This is a genomic window from Pantoea sp. ICBG 1758 (assembly GCF_002928325.1).
GTDB lineage: Bacteria > Pseudomonadota > Gammaproteobacteria > Enterobacterales > Enterobacteriaceae > Pantoea > Pantoea eucrina.
The window spans coordinates 26,576-45,553 of sequence record NZ_POWL01000004.1 but is presented as its reverse complement, the minus strand read 5'-3'; the positions used below and the strand labels follow the sequence as shown (position 1 = coordinate 45,553).

Sequence of the window (18,978 nt, the reverse complement as noted above, 5' to 3'; positions counted from 1 at the left end):
CCGGTTTTTTGAGCTGAAGCACCACGCCCATCATCACAACTCCCGTCAATACCCTCTTTATAAGTTCATATAAGTCCCATTATATGAACTTATGTACATAAAAGATCATTAGCAGTGACAGCCGTTGTTCTCACTGAGCACTACGCGGGGAGTATTCAAACATAATCGGTAAGGTATCGGGACACACACGCCGCGCGCGAATGATTTTCCCTGCAGCGTTCATCCGCAGGCAGGTGGCAACTGAAGAAAGATATCGTGTTCCACATATATCGTTCTGCTTAAGCTCTTGCCTTCAGTGAAACGGCGCGCGTGATAACGGAGTGTAATGAGCAATTAACACCAGCTGCTCACGTTGCCCACAGGCTTCAGTTGACACCCTGCAGCGGGTCAGGCTTGAAGCTGGTATTCAGAACCGAGAGGTCAACAGTTTTGGCTGCCCGCTCTAAATCATAAGCGGCCTGAATGCGCAGCCACATCGCAGGCGTACTGCCAATCACGGCCGATAATTTGATCGCCATCTCTGGCGTTACCGCCGTTGCTCCCGATACTATTCTTGAAGCGGTAGAGGGGGCTACAGCTAAAGCACGCGCCAGTTCTCTGATACCGATCTGAAGATCTTCCATAATATCGGCAATGATTTCACCCGCGTGCGGGGGGTTGTGCATAGTCATTAATGATAATCCTCATAATTCAGAATATAGGCGTCACCATCTTTGAATTCAAAAGTGATTCGCCAGTTTCCTGTCACCGTGATAGACCAGATACCTTGTCTGTCACCTTTAAGAGGATGCAACCTGTAGCCACTAAGGTTCATATCCTCAATTTTCTCAGCCAGGTCAATTACCCTCAGGCGCATACGTAGCCGCTTCTCATGAGCTGCGTTAATCTTGCGGGTAGGGCCGGTTGTATAAAATTCTTCAAGTCCTTTATGTAGCCAGGTTTTGATCATCCTTGTATCCCAGTGTTGCTTAACAGGGAACACTATAGCATGTGTTGCATGGTAAGCAACATCTCATGGCGTGTAATTTAAGAGATGAACGTTAAGATAAAAAGGGAGAATAATTGTCTGGACTAGCGGGGCTACAGATGAACTAAAAAGATAGTTCATTTAACATAATCATGATTATGCGCACTTAAACGCGTGTAAGGCACAGCGCATATTCGCGCGTGCCTTACACCTTGCCGGATAAGTTTATCTGCACCAGACTATTTTGCCGTCAGCATGCCGTGCGGATCCAGCACATATTTGGCGGCAACGCCGGCGTCAAACTGAGCGTACCCCTGCGCCGCTTCTTCAAGCGGGATCACTTTGGCATTAACGATTTTCGCAATCGGCAAACGATCGTGCAGGATGGCGTTCATCAGCTGCCGGTTGTAACGTACCACCGGGGTTTGCCCGGTATGGAACGACTGCGCTTTAGACCAGCCGAGACCAAACTTCAGGCTCAGGGAGCCTTCCTGTGCTGATTTATCGTGCGCGCCCGGATCTTCCGTCACATACAGACCCGGAATGCCGATATTACCGGCCACGCGGGTGATCTCCATCATCTGATTCAGCACCACCGCCGGCTGCTCCTTGCCGGAATGGCCGCGCGCTTCAAATCCGACGGCGTCGATAGCTGAATCGACTTCCGGCGTACCAGTGACCTGCGCAACCATCTCTCCCAGGCGGTCATGCTGACTCAGGTCGATCGGCACAAACCCCATTTTCCTGGCGTGCTCCAGACGCTCTTTGTTGAAGTCACCTACCATTACCACCGCCGCACCGAGGATCTGTGCTGATGCCGCCGCGGCCAGACCAACCGGACCGGCGCCTGCAACATAGGTGGTTGAGCCGACGCCCACACCCGCATTGATTGCACCGTGAAACCCGGTCGGTAAAATGTCTGACAGCATGGTCAGATCCAGAATTTTCGCCAGTGCCTGGTCACGGTCAGGGAATTTCAGCAGGTTAAAGTCCGCATAGGGCACCATCACATATTTCGCCTGCCCGCCTACCCAGCCGCCCATATCAACATAGCCAAACGCGCCGCCCGCGCGTGCCGGATTGACTGTCAGGCAGACGCCGGTATCGAGTTCACGGCAGCACCGGCAGCGCCCGCAGGCAACGTTAAACGGCACAGAGACAATATCACCGACGTTAAGCATCTCAACGTCAGCGCCCTTTTCGATAATTTCACCGGTAATTTCATGGCCGAGCACCATACCCGCAGGCGCGGTGGTACGTCCGCGCACCATATGCTGATCTGAGCCACAGATATTGGTGGAGAGCACTTTCAGGATCACGGCGTGCCCAATCTTCTTGCCGGCCGGATTAGCAAAGACCGGATCGGCAATATCCTGCACCTCGACTTTACCTGGCCCCTGATACACCACACCGCGGTTGGAATTTGCGCCCATAAAATCTCCATTATATGTTGATATGCACATTAACTGCCGGACACTTACGAAACCGTAAGATAATAAAGAGTGATGACGCGTTAAATCTAATACGCAATAGTGCGTAATTAAACAGGGAATGGATTACGCGTGCCGGAGTTGTGACTGGCTTCATGAATGCAACAAGTGGCTATACAGGAAAACCCATTAAATACATGTAGATAAATATATTAATTTTGAAATATCCGCGTTATGTCGCAAACTGATAGTACAATGTCGCACAGTGATACGCTATTAATTAAAACAGTTATTCGGGCAGGGAATTATTATTATCTCACCTGCCATTTCCTGCTTATATTTGAATAGAAGATAGCGTAATGAATGGCACGCATTATTTACGGTGCGGCGGTTTCTCAAACCACGGCGTGATCAGTAAATGCGGGATAGCGAGCGCGGCCAGCGCGGCAAACAGTGAACGCACGCCGGCGGTATCGGTGGGCTGCATCATAAACATGATCAGTACCGCCAGCAAAATAGCTGCCGTCAGCACCGGCCAGACGGCACGCAGGTAGTCAGCGTAATGTCTGAACCCCAGCAAATCGCGCCGTTCGCGGGTCTGCGGTAGCGCATGCAGGATCAGAAAGCCTACAGAAAAACCGACAAAAGGCGGCAGAAGCAGCAATGCCAGCGTCCCGGCCAGCAGACGCCTGTCGCGCCGTACAATGCCTGTCAGCAACAGCGCTGCGGCGGTAAAGCCGCCCGCTATAGCCAGACCCGCAGTCACGCTATCCGGCATAGCAGATGCCAGCCCGGCCTGATGTAAAATCGTTCTGTACGCTGTCAGATGCAGTGCGGCAGGCGTTGCAATCAGACTGATGCCGCGCGCCAGTCGTTCAGCCAGAGAGCCGTGCGGCGCATCTTCCAGCGCAAAATGGATGGCAGAGGCGAGCAGAAAGCCCGGTAGCGCGATTGCCGGACGCCAGTGCCACCAGAACAGGCACAGCACAATCACTACGCCGTAACCTGCCAGAAAAGCGCACTGCTGTTCGCGCCTGACAATCTCAAGATCGCTTGCACCGTGCGCCATGCCGATAATGCCAATGGCCACGACGGCAAACAGCAGCTGAACCGGCAGCGGGCTGAAAGAGGCAGCCAGAGCTGCCCCCCAGAGCGTCAGCCAGCCGGTATGCTGCCGCAGGATCATACCCGCACGGCACCATCGCGTTTTGCGTAGCGCAACGCTTTTTCCAGATTCGCCGCCGCGTAAAAGGCGTAGAAAACTTTGGCGATAATATCGAGAATCAGAAATGCCCAGATTGAAGCAGGATCAGAAATGATCTTCAGCCCTTCCGGCCCGATCAGAAATACCACCGGATAGATAAACCAGACCACCGTCAGCAGCGCCACGTTTTTGTTGTAGGCGCCTGCCAGTGCGCTGCCCCGCTCCGCCGCCATCGTACGCAGCGGTCCCCACAGCAGATAGATCACGCCGAGGAATGCAGCGCAGGACCAGAAATACCAGACCCATTTTCCTACTGCGGTTTCCGCCAGAGAGGAGACAAGACCGGTCACAATCATCATCACATCCAGCACGATAATAGCGGTCAGAAAGCCGCCCATCTCGCCTGGCTTGCCATGCTCATGAAAGGCCAGCATAACCAGCCCCGCCAGCAGAATCGGCGTGGTCACAGACCAGTCAGCATAACGCGCCATATAGACCGTCGTGCCGCTGTCCAGGGTAAGGTTGCCATAGCCAAACGCCATTGCCAGATACGCCGTAGCGGCAATAAAAGGCACTGATGCATGCATCAGGGTGTGGTGACGGGAGGGAAACGTTTTACTGCCGGTGGCGTAAATCGCCAGTGATGCAAGCGCCATCACTGAAAATCCAATGAGAAATGCAGTCTGATCCATGTTGATTGCTCCTGTACAGCGGCGTCATTATCACGCCCGCTGCGCTGCCATAGAAAATTAAAAGGTAATGTTATATTCCGGGAGAGAATACGCTTAAAGTATATGGTGCTATTTGTATTGTGCCATTATTCAAAGCCATGATGGTCTTCAGGAGAAAGAACTGGCAAAAAGTATCGTCCTCCGCGGGACATTATTTGTTTTTAATCAGGCATAAAATGTAATTTTTTATGTAAAGAAGAGTATACAAAATAGACAATTGCGGTTTAATGAAACAGAAAGTTAATTAATTTACTTTAAAATCAAAAATATAAATAGATGCTGCTGCACCAGCCTGATGTAGTGCACAAAAGGGATTGATGCAGGAAATTTATTTACCTGCATCTCTGATTTTCATTTTCTGCTATCAAAGCAATAACGCTGCTTTAGCGTGCAATAAACCTTTCGGGGAAGTCGGGAGAGAGGTGCTTAACGTCGTCATAGCGGCCAAAAAGGCGATAGCGGTTGCGGGCAATAAGGTTATATATAGCGTTGCTTACCGCATCGGGGAAATAACGCAGCAGCGCAAAAATACGCCAGCGACTGTGAAGGTTTTTTATTACGCGACAGATTGCCTGGGCGCGCAGCCAGTGTCCGTTTTCACCAATCAGCACGATGGTGCGGATATCGTCGACGGGCATGCTGACATGACGCAGCAACGTTTTGCCCTCCTCACTCTGCACGGTGGCAAACCGTACCCGCCGATCCAGCCGGTGACGCAGCAAAAATGCCACCCAGCCATTGCAGAGTTTGCACACGCCGTCGTAAAGCACTACCTGTTCACCAGGCCTGAGATAGGGAATAGCCATGTGAGCGCCCACGGGATGAAGCGGCGGCATCCTCCTGACGCCGCCAGCCTGCATTAATCGATCAACTTCTCCAGGGAAAGCGGCAGATCGCGAATGCGCTTGCCGGTTGCGTGATAAACAGCATTACTGATGGCCGCAGCCATACCCACAATACCCAGTTCGCCCACAGCTTTTCCGCCCATCAGCGTGGCGTGATGATCCGGCTCACCCACGTCGATAGTGATAATGTCCGGTACGTCAGCGTTAACCGCAATCAGATAATCGGCGAGATTATTGTTCACGATGCGGGCGTTACGCGGATCGACCGCTCCACCCTCCAGCAGCGCCTGCCCGAGCCCCATCACCATTCCGCCAATCCACTGGCTGCGCGCCAGTTTCGGATTATAAAGCCGTCCGCTGTCAAAGGCAGAGACCATACGTCTGACGCGCACCGTACCGAAATCCTCGTCAACGCGCACTTCAACAAACTGGGCACCCCAGCTGTGTGAAGAAAATTCTTCCGGCGTGGTCATTCTCGACATCGAGTGCACCGCTTTATCACGCTCCTCTGCACTTTCGTCCGGCTTAAAGGTACCGTCCGTTACCGCCAGCGTCTCTTCACCGCTCAGCCGCACCAGATCGCCCAGCGACACCGCACGCTCCGGCTGACCTTTCAGGCACACGCCTCCCGCGCAGAGCGTCAGCTGTTCAGCGTCGGTCTGCGGGAACGGCGCATCTGAAGAAGCACCTGCCAGCGCGTAGAGCCGGTCACGCAGCGCCACCGCCGTCTTATGCACGGCACCGGTCAGGTTGCCGGCCAGCTGCGAACCGCCCGCCACGCCGGCACGCGGCAGCCGGGTATCACCCAGTTCAACTTTAATGCGGGTAGAGTCAAGACAGAGCACTTCTGCCGCAGTCTGCGCCAGAATGGTGTAGGTTCCGGTGCCGATATCAGCACCTGCACTCTGCACCACCAGCTCACCCTGACTGTTGAGGATCAGGCGCGCCTCAGCCGGGGCTTTGTTTACCGGATAGGTTGCCGTTGCCATGCCCCAGCCTATCAGCTCGCGGCCTTCGCGCATTGAGCGCGGTGCCATAGTGCGATCTTTCCAGCCGAACGCTTCAGCCGCTGCGCTGTAAGCCTCTTTCAGACGGCGCGTACTCCACGGCAGATTTTCCTGCGGATCCTGTTCTGCATAGTTGCGCAGACGCAGCTCCAGCGGATCGATACCCAGCGCATAGGCCATCTCATCCATCGCCACCTCAAGTCCGAACGCGCTCGGGTTCTCGCCGGGCGCACGCATCCATCCTGGCGTAACGGTGTTGATAGCAGCCACATAATGACGCGAATAGACGTTTGGCACATCGTAGATACGTCCGGTGACTTTGTTCGTCCCTTCCGCGAACGTGTCAATGAGCGAGGTATCGCTCAGTCCTTCATGCAGGATCGCCAGCAGTTTTCCATCCTGTGCGGCACCCATCTCAATAGTCTGCTGCGTCGCCGGACGACCGCCCAGTCCGGTAAAGGTCTGCGGGCGCGACAGCGCCACTTTCACCGGACGCGTCAGCGCGCGCGATGCCACGCAGGCCAGCGCCACATGGGTATAGGGCACAGGTTTTGATCCAAAACCGCCGCCCACATAGGGAGAAATCACCCGAACCTGCTGCTGCTCAATGCCGAGCCATTCAGCTATTTCAGTCTGTGCTCCCATCACCCACTGGCTTGGCTCCCATACCGTGAGCGCATTATCCTGCCATGAGGCGATGCAGGCGTGCGGTTCCATCGGCATGTTATATTCACGCGGTGTGGCGTAGCAGCTTTTGATTTTCACTTCTGCCTGCGCCATCGCCTGCTGCGCATTACCCATTTCAACGGTAGCGCTCTCCTGGCGCTCTGCTGCCGGATCGTCCATCCAGACCAGCGGCTTCGCTTCCTCATAGCGCACTTTCACGAGGCTGGCAGCCCAGGTCGCCTGCTCAAACGTTTCTGCCACCACCAGCCCGATGTTCTGACCGTTATGAATGATTTTGTCATCCTGCAGCGGTGTGTAGGTAGACTGCGCCGCGCCGCCGTCAGCAATGGCGGTGGGCTTGTTGATCTTCAGCGGATTGAGATGGGTATAAATCGCCACTACGCCAGGCTGCTGTTCCGCCTCTGCGGTGTCAATATCCGTCATCCGGCCGCTGGCGATAGTGGACTGCACCACCACGCCATACAGCATATTCTCAGGCTGATACTCCGCCGCATAGCGCGCGGCGCCGGTGACTTTCACCACGCCGTCGCCCCGACTGCGTCCGGCACCGAGTGCCTGATAGTTCTGTTCCTGCTTGTCCATACAATTTCCCCGTTACGCCTTGCCGCCAGCCTGAAGTAGTGCACGTGCAATCACGCGCGGTGTCAGCACTTTTTTGTGCTGATTCTGCGGCAGGGTTTTCGCATCCTGCACGATACGCTCTGCGGCACGACGCAGCGTCTGTTCATCAAACGGCTGGCCGCGCAGCGCCCCTTCCACCTGCTGCGCCCGCCAGGGTTTTGTCGCCACGCCGCCGACGGCGATACGCACGTCGCGGATCCGGTCGCCATCCAGCTCAATACCGACAGCAGCGCTGGCGGCAGCAAACTCATACGAGCTGCGATCGCGCACCTTCAGGTAGTGCGAATGTTTAAGCGCGGCGGTGCGCGGCAGTTCCACCGCGATAATCATCTCATCGCTGGCGAGATCGTGCTCGAGATGCGGCGTATCGCCGGGCAGCAGATAGAACTGATCGATCGGGATACGGCGCTCCCGCTGTGCGGCATTGCGCACGATAACCACGGCATCAAAGGCGGTCAGTGCGACAGCCAGATCGCCCGGATAAACCGCAATACAGCTGTCACTGGTACCCAGAATGGCGTGGTTGCCGTTAATGCCCTCCAGCGCGGCGCAGCCCGAGCCCGGATTGCGCTTATTACAGGCGCTGAACGTATGCGGATCGCGGAAGTAAACGCAGCGGGTACGCTGCAGCAGGTTGCCGCCGATGGTGGCCATGTTACGCAGCTGCGGCGACGCCGCCTGCCACAGGCTGTGATAAATCGCCGGCGCTTCACGCTGACACTCTGCGTGATGCTCCAGTTCACTCATGCGCGTCAGCGCGCCAATGCGCAGGCTGTCAGAGCTGAACGCAATTTCACGCATCTCCTGCAGGCCGCTGATATCCACCAGCGCTGCAGGCTGTTCCACGTCACATTTCATTAAGTCAATCTGCGTGGTGCCCCCTGCCAGAAACCGGCTGCTGGCACGCTGCTTCTGCTGCAGCGCCTGTTCAGGGCTGCTCGCCGCAAGGTAGTCAAACGGATTCATCGCGCCTCCGAACTGAGATCGGCGGCGGCCTGCTGAATAGCGTCGACGATATTAGGATAAGCACCGCAGCGGCAAAGATTACCGCTCATATATTCCCGGATCTCATCGGCAGATCCGGCATGTCCTTCGGCAATGCAGGCGGCGGCAGACATGATCTGCCCCGGCGTGCAGTAGCCGCACTGAAACGCGTCATGCTCCAGAAAACGCGCCTGAACCGGATGCAGCGTGCCATCAGGTCGCGCCAGACCTTCAATAGTGGTGACCTGCTGCCCGTTGGCCTGTACAGCCAGCGTCAGGCAGCTCAGCACCCGCTTGCCATTGATATGCACGGTACAGGCGCCGCACTGGCCCTGATCGCAGCCCTTTTTTGTACCGGTCAGCGTCAGGTGTTCACGCAGCGCGTCCAGCAGCGTCACGCGCGGGTCGACGCTAAGTTCAATGGGCTGCCCATTGACTTCGAGGTGCAGTTGTATGTTTTCTGACATGGCTCATTTCCAATAGTGAAAGAATCGATCGGGATGCGCGTTTAGGATCTCTTAATAGCGTGCGCACCCGCTAAGTCTAGACGCTGAGCGCATTTCGGAAGGCGTTGTCAGAAAAAAGGACAAACTTTGTGAGGGATTAGCGCAAAAATGCCATAGCGCAAAGGGCTATGGCTGCCGGAACGGGCTTACTGGCGTGCTGCAAGGCCATTTTTATGGCGCACAATGTCCGCCATAATCGATAGTGCGATTTCTGCCGGCGTTTTGCTGCCAATATCCAGCCCCACCGGCGCGTGAATGCGCGTCAGCTGCTCAGGGGTCAATCCGGCGATCTCCGCCAGACGCGACAGCCGCCGGCTGCTGTTGCGCTTCGAGCCCATCGCACCGAGGTAAAATGCCGGCAGCATCACCGCTTCCATCATCGTCAGGTCATCGATTCGCGGATCGTGGGTCAGTGACAGAATCGCCGTTGCGCTGTGACACCCCTCACGCTCCAGATAACGGGCCGGAAAACAGCGTATAATCCGCACGCCAGCCTGTAACTCCGCACCCATATTCTCCAGCACCTCATCGCGATGCTCGCAGACCAGCGTCTCAAACCCCAGCGCCTGCGCAAAGTTGGCGCAGTAAATGCCTACGCTGGAGAGACCGGCGATAATCAGGCGCGGCGGCGCAGAGAGCGTCAGCGTAACCTGGTTGCCAGTAATGTGCGCTGCGGTCTGCTGCGTATAGGGGTGCGTCTCTATGCCGGCGCAGGGGTGCGGCAGCAGCAGCGTTTTACTGATGGCTTCGGCCCGAACCAGCGCATCGTGCATCTGACGCAGATAGTGAATGGATGCCGCTCCCTGCGGCAGCTTTTCCACCAGAATATCCAGCACGCCGCCGCATGGCAGTGCCCGGTCAGGCGTCAGCCCGCCATCGCCATAGCGCACAACAGCGCTCGCCTCGCTGAAAGCATCTGCTGCTATGCGCTGGCGAAAATCCTCCTCCACACAGCCGCCGGAGAGCGAGCCGCAGAAGTGTCCATCGGCGCGGATCGCCATCATGGCGCCCGGCGGACGCGGCGAGGAGCCAAAGGTGCTCAGTACGGTACAAAGCCATACCGGATGTGCTTCTGCCCAGTGCTGCGCGGTTTCAAGAACCTGCACATCAAGGTGATACATGAATTGCTCCGTCGTAATGTCCCCCTTTTTTACCTGCAGGGACCTGAATCTTCCTATGAGTAAATGTCACATTTGGCGTTTCGTCTAATCGGCGCGAAATTTTTCCCGCCCGTGACGTTTACCGGCCCCGCCCGCTGCGTCACAATAGCCGGTTCGTATAACGCAACCCTTTACAGGAGTGGTATGAAACCTCTGTTTGTCTACGGTACGCTGCAGCCCGGGCACGATAACGCCTGGCTTCTGGAGCAGATAGGCGGCGAATGGCTGGCCGGCAGCGTCAGCGGCACCTATTATGCGCGGGGCTGGGGCGCTGCCGCGGACTTTCCCGGCGTGGTGCTCTCACCGGAGGGCGCGCGCGTACCGGGCTATCTGTTTTTCTCGCCGCATCTCGACGCGCACTGGCCGATGCTCGACGCGTTTGAAGAGGGATACGATCGCGTGCCGGTCGCCGTGACCACCGACCGGGGTGAGCAGATTAGCGCCTGGGTTTACGAGCTGCAGCCCGCGACAGAGTAACTATCCTTATCGGATCAGCTGATAAGGAGAGATTATGATTACGCTCTGTACTGCCTGCGGCACCTCTTACGCCGAACCGGCTCCCCGGCGCTGTCCCGTCTGTGAAGATGAGCGCCAGTTTATTCCGCCAGGCGGACAGCGCTGGATAGCGCAGGCGGATTTACGCGCCGCACATACCAACCGATGGCAGCAGCACCTGCCCGGACTGCTTTCGCTGCAGAGCCTGCCGGCATTTGGTATTAATCAGCGCGCTTTTCTGCTCTGTACCCCGCACGGCAATATTCTCTGGGACTGCATCGCTCATCTGGATGACGCCACCGAAACGCTGATCCATGCGCTGGGAGGATTGCAGGCGATAGCCATCTCTCATCCCCACTACTACACCACGATGCAGGACTGGGCCGCCGCATTCAGCGCACCGATCTGGCTGCATGCCAGCGACAAAGCGTGGATTATGCGCGACAGCCCGTGGATCCGTTTATGGCAGGAGGAGGAGCATGCCCTGCTGCCAGGCATCACGCTGCTGCGTCTTGGCGGCCATTTTGCCGGTGGCACGGTGCTGCACTGGCAGCGTGATTCGGGGGTAATGCTGAGTGGCGATATTTTGCAGGTAACGCCAGGCGCGGATGCCGTCTCGTTTATGTGGAGCTATCCCAATATGCTGCCGCTCTCTGCCCGGGTGGTGCGCGACATGATGCAGCGGTTGCAGAACCGGCATTTTGCCCAGCTTTACGGCGCATTTGACGGCCGTGAGATCCTGCAGGATGCCGATAGCGCCGTCGCACGTTCCGCGCAGCGCTATCTCAACTGCCTGAAGTAGCGCATAACTTATGCAGTAAAAGCATAAGCCACCTGTTAATTATGGATGTACAGACGTCTGGACGCATATTATAGTCCGGGGCTGACAAGAATAAGGATGCTGCAAACATGAAAAAACATTTACTGACCGCGCTGCTGGCCGCTTCTGTTACGCTGCTTAGCGCCTGCGACAATAATAACGACGAAAAAATCAAAGTTGCGATCAACAGCGGCCCGGATGAACAGCTCTGGCAGACAGTGAAGCAGGTCGCCCATGACAAATATAAGCTGGATGTTGAGGTGATTGCGTTTAACGATTATGTGCAGCCCAACGAGGCGCTCTACAATAAAGACGTGGATGCAAACGCCTTCCAGAGTCTGCCCTATCTTGAGATGCAGTCAAAAGAGCGCGGTTATAAATTTGCGGTAATCACCAATACCTTTGTATTCCCGATTGCCGGCTACTCCCGCAAAATTAAAAGCCTGAACGAACTGCCGGATGGCGCGACGATCACGCTGTCAAACGAAGCCACCACGCTGGGTCGCAGCCTGCTGCTGCTGCAGGCGCAGGGCCTGATTAAAGTGAAACCTGAAGCGGGTCTGCTGCCTACCACGCTGGATATCACTGCTAATCCTAAAAAGCTGAAGTTTGTTGAAGTTGATACGCCGCAGCTGGCACGCACGCTGGACGATCCGCAGGTCTATCTTTCCATCATCAATAACAACTTTGCGGCGCTGGTAAATCTCTCCGCCTCACGCGACGGTATGTTTATGGAAGGTAAAGCATCGCCATACGTCAATGCCATTGTGGCGCGTGAAGATAATAAAGAGAGTGCGAACGTGCAGAAACTGAAAGAGGCCTTCCGCTCGCAGCCGGTACTGGATAAAGCCAACGAGATTTATAAAGGCGATATTATCAAAGGCTGGTAAACGCTGCCTGCTCCACGCCTCTTCTCCGGAGAAAGAGAAGAGCGCGTCATTATTACGTTTTACTGCTCTTCTGAACTATCTGCCGTGGCGTCCCGTCCGGGCCGCCACGCTCTTTTTTAATTAGCAGGCATGATAAATGCAGCATCCGGCTTTGTGCATTGCTTCACAGTTACGGTAAATAATCCTCCGGTTAAATCCTGTAACTGTTTTTTGAATTCTGATCCAGTCAATAGTAAAGCCCGGAAATTAAATAAGTGTCATAACAGTCGGCTAACTTTTAAACCTGATAAAGAACAGGGTTATGCTTTCCTGTTTTTGATCACGCTGTTATTTTATCCTGTTAAAAATCGCCACCTCGCTTTTTTGCCTTCTGCGCCCGCAACGTCTATAAAACCAACAGAATTTGCCTTAAATATCGTCACGCCTGCTCTGCCTGAACATAAAGCCAGGCACTTAGTTCATGCTGAAAAACATTATGCGCTTCGTGCTGTCCGCTCTTTTAGCGCGGTGAATTCATCATGTTGCTGAAAAATCGTTTACCGGAGGATGTATGAGATTCACCCTGAATCCCATTGCGTTAGGAATAGTGGCAGTACAGACCGCGCTCTGCGTCCCATTTGCCAGCCAGGCTGCCGCTCTTGGTCCCTACAATCCCCGCGATAACGATCAACAAAACGGCGCGCTGATTGTCACCAGCGGCAGCCAGACCCTGACCGGCAATCAGGCATTTGAAACAGGCATTGATGGCGCAACAAATACGACGCTCGGGCAGGTCAGCATCGTCTCTGGCGCCGGATTTATCGATGGGGCGAGACTTGATACCGGCCCGCAAAATTTTGCTATTACCGTGCCGGATCTCACCACAGGCGGCAATACGACCTTTCAGGTTTTCGATTCAGCCAGTCTGGTAGCACTGGCACCGGTTAGCAGCACCACCGTGGTGCCAGACCTGCAAAACGTGAATAACAATCAGTATATTAACGCGCGCGTAGCGGATGTAACCGGCAGCGGAAGCTCGCTGGATGTCGCTATCGGGCAGAGCAATGCCAGCAGCAGTGCCAGTACCAATGCCTGGAGCATGGCGGCAAAAAACACCACGCTGTTTCAGGCCAGTAATGGCGGGGTGATTAACTGGAACAGCAATAACCGTATCACCTTCACCGGTTCAGCAGCAGATGTAGCCGGAAGTGGCGCAACTGACAGTCTGAGCGTGCAAAACCTCGCCACTTACCACGGCAGCTTCAGCGTACAAACGCTGGATGGCAGGCGCACCTCTTTTAACGTGACCAATGCCAGTCAGCTGCAGCGCTATAACAACTGGCTGGTGAGTCAGCTGCAAAACGGCAATCTCGCCACGGCCAGTTACCTCAGCGAATTTAATAAAGCCGTCACCCTCACTGATGAACAAATTGTTTACAGCGTCAGCGCCACGCCGCCGGATGAGATCACACAGCCCCTGGGTAACCGTATCGTGATCAATGCTGAGGGTGCCGGTTCACAGATTACTGTTGCCGCAGATAAAACGCTTGAGGCGGTCGGCGCGAACGGCGGTGCCGTGCGGGTTGCATCCGGTGCCAGCGCCACCATCGATGGCAAGCTGGCCAGCCGGGGTACGGCACTCTCGCTGGATGATGCCAGCGCAACTAATAGCAGCAGCGGGGTGATCAACGGCGGCTTTCTCAACCGGATTGACGGCACCGGTGTGGGCGCGGCCAGCAGCAACGCGACGGCGGTTACGGTACAAAACAACGGCAGCTTTACCAATAATGGCGTGCTGAACCTCGGCACCACCGGCAGCAATCTTGCCAATGGCGTCGCTGGTATCCGGCTGGATTCCAGCGCGCAGGCGAGTAACAGCGGGAATATTAACGTTGGCGTTAATGGCTCGGCCGCACGCGGCACCACCTCTGGCGTTCTGCTCACGGCCGATAGCAGCCGCTTTACTAATAACAGCGCGGGCACCATTTACATCGGACGCGGTCCGCAAAACAGCCTGAGCGATAGCGTGGCGGAAACCGCGATGAATCAGAGCGGTCTGACCAGCGGTATTGCCCTGCTGGCGAATGGCAGCGCGATCAGTGAAGGCAGCATCGTACTGGGTTCCCGCGTGCAGAATGCGGCCGGCATGTCCGTCAGCAGTGCGAACAACGCCACGCTCATCAACAGCGGCACTATTGATGTTAACGGCAGTGCGGCGCACGTGCCGCGCGAAAACACCGGCATGCTGGTCAGTAACAGCAGCGGTACACTGGAGAATCGCGGCACTATCAATCTCAACGGTGTTAACGGCACCGGCCTCAAAGTACTGGCTGGCAATGGCAGTACGGCGGCAGCGAGTTCCACCGGTACGATCAACGTGGCAGGCGGTGCCGATCCCGCCAGCGGCACACGCAACTTTGGCGTCTGGGTAGAGGGACAGGGTAGCGGCACAGCACAGGCTAATGTGGATGGGCGCATCAATCTGACAGGCAACGGTGCAATTGGCGTACACGCACGCGGTAATGCCACCGTGAATGTTACCGAGGATGCGATCCCGGCTTTCAGTACCGGCAGTCAGCAAATCGGCTTCTTTGCCTATGGTCCGAATGCGCTGATTAACGTAGCGGATAACAATGCTTTTGACGTCACCACCCGCAACTCCACGCTGTTTCGTATCGAACAGGGTGCCGAATTTGATGGTTCAGATACCACGCTGACCGCCTCCGGCGCGGGAAGCGTGGCGATCAACGGCACCGGTGCTGACGGCACCACGGTTAACACCCGTAACGCCACGCTGAACGTCAGCGGGATCGGTGCGACGGGCGTAAATATCGAAGGCGGTGCGCTGGGCAATATTGATGCTGCAACCACTATTAATCTCACCGGCAGCAATGCCATCGGGGCGATCGCCGACGGACAAAAACATACGCTGACCGGTGCCAGCAGTCGCGCTCCGGTTGCCGATACGCGACTTATTTCAGCGGCAGAGCTTGATTCGGCGCAGGACGCTATTACCGGCTATCTGGCGCGTAATCGCGCCCGGCTTACCAACAGCGGCAATATCATCTTCAGCGGCGCCAGCACCACCGGGATGCGCGTGGAGAGCGGTGCCAGCGGCAGCAACAGCGGCAATATCAGTATCAGCGGAGGCGGCAGCGGCATCGTGGTTAATAGTGCGGGCAGCACGTTTGCTACCACCGCCAGCAATAGCGGTAACATTGATGTCAATGGCGGCAGCGTACGTAATCGCACGCGCGGCGTGACGGCCAGCGGCGCACTGGCCGTAGCCACGCTTGATGCCGGCACGCTTACCCTGAATGGTGTCGGTGCAATGGGTGCTGAAGCGCTCAGCGGTGCACAGGTTAATATCGCCGCGGGATCAACGCCGATCTTTAACAATAGCAATCAGATCGCTTACCACGCAGCGGGTAGCGGCTCTCGTATCACTTCGGCAACACGTGCGCTGGACATCACGACTGCGGGCTCCACCGGCTACCGCATTGACGAGGGGGCAGCGCTCGGTTTCACCGCCGCGAGTACGCTCAACGCCAGTGCAGCAAACGCCACCGGCGTCATTGTTTCCGGCAATGGCAGCACGCTAAACAGCACGAACGCCAGCTTTACCGCCAGCGGCGCAGGCAGTACGGCGGTTCGCATCGAGGGAGGCGCGACAGCCACGCTGGACCGCAGCAGCACGCTTAACCTGAGCGGCGAGAATGCCGTTGGCGTACTGGCGAATACGCTGCGCAGCGACCTCAGTAATGCGCTGGATGGCAGCGCTGCCGCAACGCGGGTTACCAGCAACGCCAGTATCCGAGGTGCCGGCGTTGGTGCCACGGGTTTCGATATCACCAATGGCGCTACCCTGATCAACAATGGTGCGCTTAGTCTGAGCGGAAATAACAGTATCGGCATCCGCTCCCGTGCCGGCAGTACCTTAACCAATAACGGTGTGGTCACAATCACCCGCGGCACCGGGCTGGATGTTGCCGGTCGCGGCAGTACGCTCGCGCAGGGTGGCATCATCACTGTTGAAAACGGCGTAGCCGGTGTGCGTATCAGCGAGGGGGCCAGCCTGGCGCTGACCGGTCGTAATACCGCAATTACCGCGCGCGGTACTGCCCACGGCATTTTACTGGACGAGGGGGCCGCCGCGCTCAGCGCCCGCGATGCCAGCATCAATGTCTCCGGCAGCGGCAACGGCATAGAGAACCGGGCAGAACTCAGTAATGTCACGCTCAGCAACCTGACGCTTAACGTCAGCAACGGCAACGGCATTCGTACCGGCGTGGCGTTTGATCCCGCTTCCACCGTCACGGCAAACGTCAGCGGCAACGGCAACGGTCTGAACATTGTGAATGCCGACGGCAGCACGACGCGTGGCGATCTGACGCTGGGTTCGGGCTACGTGTTCAACGTCACCGGCGCAGGCGGTAGCGGGATTCGGGCCAATACCACCGGTGATATTTTCACCGCTGCCAGCGTGAACATTAATAATGCCGCAGGCGGATCGGCGCTGATCTCCAGTACGGCTGGCACCATTGTGAACACCGGAACGCTCCGCTCCGCCAGCCTGAGTGCACCGGTTGTGGATTTACGCGGTGGTAAGACGGTGTTCGAAAACTTCGGCACGATTATTACCGCCACGCCGCAAACTCAGGCGGTGGCTGGCAGCAATGCCGATGACGTTATTTTGCTGACCGAAGGCGAAGTGCGCGGCGATATCAATCCCGGCGGCGGATCTGACACCTTTCGCTGGAGCGGCGGCTCGCTCAACGGCAGCCTGACAATGGGCGATGGTAACAACAATCAGGCCAGCGTCAGCGGCGTCAGCCTCAGCACCACTTACCATCTCACCAGCGGCAGCGGAGCCGGCAACAGTCTCACATTCAGCCAGATTGACGGGCGTGGCGGCAGCTTTAGCGCCGACGATCGCAGCAAGGGCGTCAATCTCGGCACCGGCTGGAGCACCATTAACTTTGCGGATGCGCGCTGGACTCTGACCGATAATCTGCAGCTGGCACGCAGCACCATCAACATTGACAGGGCATCCACCTTGTACGCGGGTAATAATGTACATCCGCTGCTGGCTGGCGGTACGGCCAGCTCGCTGGTGGTTAATAACAGCGGTACGCTGGACCTCACCAACGGTGCCGGTTCACCGGGCAATACGCTGGACATCAACGGCTCGCTGGTGTCGGCGGGCGGTCAGGCCAACCTGATCACCCGACTGAACGAAGGGGGAGCGCCTGGCAATCAATTTACCGATCGCATTAACGTGACCGGCAACGCCAGCGGTACCACGCTGCTGAATGTGCAGCCGGACGCAGCCAGCAGCGGTGCGCTGACCGATCTCAATCGCAACGGTGGCGTGGAAGGCAATGAAGGTATTTCGCTGGCGCAGGTAGGTGGTAACGCGGCTGCCGGCAGCTTTGCGCTGGCGGACGGCTATCTTGGGGCCGGACCGTGGCAGTATCGTTTATACACTTTCGCACCGGGCAGCAGCGATCCGGCGCAGCGCCTGGTCAGCGGCAGCGGGAACCGCTACTGGGATTATCGCCTGGCAAACTATCTCATTTGCGAGAACAGCAGCAGCTGCCAGCCTGCGCTGATTACCGATGCATTTGGTAGCGAACAAACTTATGACGCGCGTCCGGCCGTGGTACCACAGGTGCCCTCTTATGTTTCAGCGCCCGTGGGGCTGGCTTATTATACCGCTGCCATTGTTGATGACCTGCATAAACGTCTGGGTGAGCTGCGCCACGGAGAGCGGCGCGCTGACGACAACGGCGGCGAGATGTTTCTCCGCTACATTGGTTCTGACCTGAAATACCAGAGCGATCGCAGCTTCCGCAATTACGGATACGATTTTGATCTCGATTACAGCGCAGTCCAGCTCGGTGGCAATCTGCTGCGGCTTGATGGCGATAGCGACTCCCTGCGCGGCGGTATAGCGTATACGCGCGGCAATACGCGCCTGCGCCCGAAGGCAGCGGATGGCTACAGCAGCACCACCTTTAACAGCGACAGCCTGGCGCTCTACAGCACCTGGCAACGTGATAACGGCTTTTATCTGGATGGGGTGTTGTCATTTGACCGGCATCGTGGTGACACCAACATCGCGCGGCAAAAACAGGTGGCTAAGCTGAAAGGAGACGGCTGGACCGCTTCACTGGAGAGCGGCTATCCGTTTGCTCTGGGTGACGGCTATCAGCTGGAACCGCAGGCGCAGCTGCTCTATATGCAGCTAAACATGAATGATTTTACCGACAAGGATGGCAGCAAAGTGCGCTACGGCGATTATGACCAGACGATTGGCCGGCTGGGCGCACGCCTCGCTCGCACCTGGAGTGATGAGCATCAGCGCCAGTATACGCCCTGGCTGCGGGCAAATTATTACAAAGGCTGGGGCGGCGCGGCGCGGACATCGGTCGCTGCTGCAGATAATCCGGCGCTGGGCGCGACGTTTACCAGCGGGCGTTTTGGTCAGATGTGGGAAGCGGGCGCGGGCGGCACGATGACGCTGCGCAATGACGTTTCGCTCTATGCCGAAGCGGATTACCGTAAAGCGCTCGACGGGAACGGTGCCAAAGGATGGCGCTACAATGCTGGCGTACGCTGGCAGTTCTGAACCGGCCGGAGACACAGGACG

At 56.7% G+C, this 18,978-nt stretch carries 14 protein-coding genes; 4 read left to right on the top strand and 10 right to left on the bottom strand.

The window, feature by feature from the left end; genetic code table 11:
• Positions 1-365 precede the first annotated feature (365 nt).
• From C1Y41_RS14035 to C1Y41_RS13990, 10 genes are all read right to left on the bottom strand, one after another.
• Positions 366-671 (bottom strand): HigA family addiction module antitoxin, encoded by a 306-nt coding sequence (locus C1Y41_RS14035; protein WP_040113493.1) that lies wholly within the window; start codon positions 669-671, stop codon positions 366-368.
• Positions 671-949 (bottom strand): type II toxin-antitoxin system RelE/ParE family toxin, encoded by a 279-nt coding sequence (locus C1Y41_RS14030; RefSeq protein WP_071668337.1) that lies wholly within the window; start codon positions 947-949, stop codon positions 671-673. Before C1Y41_RS14030 ends, C1Y41_RS14035 begins: the two co-directional genes overlap by 1 nt.
• Before the next feature lie 257 nt (positions 950-1,206).
• Entirely contained in the window at positions 1,207-2,400 is a 1,194-nt protein-coding gene (gene fdhA / locus C1Y41_RS14025) for a formaldehyde dehydrogenase, glutathione-independent (RefSeq protein ID WP_071668338.1), read from the bottom strand.
• A 370-nt stretch (positions 2,401-2,770) separates the two neighbouring features.
• A complete protein-coding gene (locus C1Y41_RS14020) occupies positions 2,771-3,583 on the bottom strand; it encodes a beta-carotene 15,15'-dioxygenase, Brp/Blh family (RefSeq protein WP_104085651.1) in 813 nt (270 codons plus the stop codon).
• Positions 3,580-4,293, bottom strand: coding sequence for a bacteriorhodopsin (locus C1Y41_RS14015; protein WP_104085650.1), 714 nt, complete (start codon positions 4,291-4,293; stop codon positions 3,580-3,582). The genes C1Y41_RS14020 and C1Y41_RS14015 overlap by 4 nt, the downstream gene beginning before the upstream one ends.
• 422 nt (positions 4,294-4,715) lie before the next feature.
• Complete coding sequence (locus C1Y41_RS14010) at positions 4,716-5,138, bottom strand: thiol-disulfide oxidoreductase DCC family protein (protein ID WP_104085649.1); 423 nt, start codon at positions 5,136-5,138, stop codon at positions 4,716-4,718.
• 53 nt (positions 5,139-5,191) lie between these two features.
• On the bottom strand, positions 5,192-7,453 hold the full coding sequence (locus C1Y41_RS14005; protein WP_104085648.1) for a xanthine dehydrogenase family protein molybdopterin-binding subunit: 2,262 nt from the start codon (positions 7,451-7,453) through the stop codon (positions 5,192-5,194).
• 12 nt (positions 7,454-7,465) lie between these two features.
• The gene (locus tag C1Y41_RS14000; RefSeq protein WP_040113496.1) at positions 7,466-8,458 is read right to left on the bottom strand and encodes a xanthine dehydrogenase family protein subunit M; all 993 of its coding nucleotides are present in this window, start codon (positions 8,456-8,458) and stop codon (positions 7,466-7,468) included.
• Positions 8,455-8,943 (bottom strand): (2Fe-2S)-binding protein, encoded by a 489-nt coding sequence (locus C1Y41_RS13995; protein ID WP_071668343.1) that lies wholly within the window; start codon positions 8,941-8,943, stop codon positions 8,455-8,457. The genes C1Y41_RS14000 and C1Y41_RS13995 overlap by 4 nt, the downstream gene beginning before the upstream one ends.
• Positions 8,944-9,128: 185 nt before the next feature.
• Entirely contained in the window at positions 9,129-10,103 is a 975-nt protein-coding gene (locus tag C1Y41_RS13990; protein WP_040113498.1) for an XdhC family protein, read from the bottom strand.
• Between the two features lie 183 nt (positions 10,104-10,286).
• On the opposite strand from C1Y41_RS13990, the gene C1Y41_RS13985 reads away from it, so the two are divergent.
• From C1Y41_RS13985 to C1Y41_RS13970, 4 genes are all read left to right on the top strand, one after another.
• Positions 10,287-10,619 (top strand): gamma-glutamylcyclotransferase family protein, encoded by a 333-nt coding sequence (locus C1Y41_RS13985; RefSeq protein ID WP_040113499.1) that lies wholly within the window; start codon positions 10,287-10,289, stop codon positions 10,617-10,619.
• Positions 10,620-10,653: 34 nt separating this feature from the next.
• Entirely contained in the window at positions 10,654-11,439 is a 786-nt protein-coding gene (locus C1Y41_RS13980; protein ID WP_071668344.1) for an MBL fold metallo-hydrolase, read from the top strand.
• Between the two features lie 107 nt (positions 11,440-11,546).
• Positions 11,547-12,347 (top strand): MetQ/NlpA family ABC transporter substrate-binding protein, encoded by an 801-nt coding sequence (locus C1Y41_RS13975; protein ID WP_040113501.1) that lies wholly within the window; start codon positions 11,547-11,549, stop codon positions 12,345-12,347.
• Between the two features lie 550 nt (positions 12,348-12,897).
• The gene (locus C1Y41_RS13970) at positions 12,898-18,957 is read left to right on the top strand and encodes an autotransporter outer membrane beta-barrel domain-containing protein (RefSeq protein ID WP_104085647.1); all 6,060 of its coding nucleotides are present in this window, start codon (positions 12,898-12,900) and stop codon (positions 18,955-18,957) included.
• Positions 18,958-18,978: the final 21 nt, after the last annotated feature.

Coding starts and splice junctions, on each gene's coding strand:
- C1Y41_RS14005 (WP_104085648.1), bottom strand. CDS start 7,453: ATGGACAAGCAGGAACAGAACTATCAGGCACTCGGTGCCGGACGCAGT.
- C1Y41_RS14010 (WP_104085649.1), bottom strand. CDS start 5,138: ATGGCTATTCCCTATCTCAGGCCTGGTGAACAGGTAGTGCTTTACGAC.
- C1Y41_RS13970 (WP_104085647.1), top strand. CDS start 12,898: ATGAGATTCACCCTGAATCCCATTGCGTTAGGAATAGTGGCAGTACAG.
- C1Y41_RS14015 (WP_104085650.1), bottom strand. CDS start 4,293: ATGGATCAGACTGCATTTCTCATTGGATTTTCAGTGATGGCGCTTGCA.
- C1Y41_RS14000 (WP_040113496.1), bottom strand. CDS start 8,458: ATGAATCCGTTTGACTACCTTGCGGCGAGCAGCCCTGAACAGGCGCTG.
- C1Y41_RS14035 (WP_040113493.1), bottom strand. CDS start 671: ATGACTATGCACAACCCCCCGCACGCGGGTGAAATCATTGCCGATATT.
- C1Y41_RS14020 (WP_104085651.1), bottom strand. CDS start 3,583: ATGATCCTGCGGCAGCATACCGGCTGGCTGACGCTCTGGGGGGCAGCT.
- C1Y41_RS13985 (WP_040113499.1), top strand. CDS start 10,287: ATGAAACCTCTGTTTGTCTACGGTACGCTGCAGCCCGGGCACGATAAC.
- C1Y41_RS13975 (WP_040113501.1), top strand. CDS start 11,547: ATGAAAAAACATTTACTGACCGCGCTGCTGGCCGCTTCTGTTACGCTG.
- C1Y41_RS13995 (WP_071668343.1), bottom strand. CDS start 8,943: ATGTCAGAAAACATACAACTGCACCTCGAAGTCAATGGGCAGCCCATT.
- C1Y41_RS13990 (WP_040113498.1), bottom strand. CDS start 10,103: ATGTATCACCTTGATGTGCAGGTTCTTGAAACCGCGCAGCACTGGGCA.
- C1Y41_RS14030 (WP_071668337.1), bottom strand. CDS start 949: ATGATCAAAACCTGGCTACATAAAGGACTTGAAGAATTTTATACAACC.
- C1Y41_RS13980 (WP_071668344.1), top strand. CDS start 10,654: ATGATTACGCTCTGTACTGCCTGCGGCACCTCTTACGCCGAACCGGCT.
- fdhA (WP_071668338.1), bottom strand. CDS start 2,400: ATGGGCGCAAATTCCAACCGCGGTGTGGTGTATCAGGGGCCAGGTAAA.